Below are 326 nucleotides of genomic sequence, written 5' to 3'. Positions count from 1 at the left end.
CCCGCAATCTGGTCCGGTAGTTCAGTTGGTTAGAATGCCTGCCTGTCACGCAGGAGGTCGCGGGTTCGAGTCCCGTCCGGACCGCCATTTTTTTACAATATAAATAAATATGGCTCAGTAGCTCAGTCGGTAGAGCACGACCGAATAAGCTGCCTTGAAATACTTCAGCGTACCGATTGATAAATCGGGACGAAGGACGAAGCCAAATTTTATTTAGGCAAAATAACTTAATATGGCTCAGTAGCTCAGTCGGTAGAGCAAAGGACTGAAAATCCTTGTGTCGGCGGTTCGATTCCGTCCTGAGCCACCATTAATAACCTTATGCG

Annotated in this window: 2 tRNA genes; both read left to right on the top strand. The window is 47.5% G+C overall.

Features of this window, described 5'->3' with window-relative positions:
• Positions 1-10 precede the first annotated feature (10 nt).
• A tRNA-Asp gene (locus BK139_RS23505) sits at positions 11-87 on the top strand.
• A gap of 147 nt (positions 88-234) precedes the next feature.
• A tRNA-Phe gene (locus tag BK139_RS23500) sits at positions 235-310 on the top strand.
• The last annotated feature ends 16 nt before the right edge of the window (positions 311-326 follow it).

Origin of the sequence: Paenibacillus sp. FSL R5-0490 (assembly GCF_001956215.1) — a bacterium.
Taxonomy (GTDB): Bacteria; Bacillota; Bacilli; order Bacillales; family Cytobacillaceae; genus Cytobacillus.
Note: the sequence above shows the minus strand (reverse complement) of the source record. Positions and strands in the feature narration are given on the sequence as shown.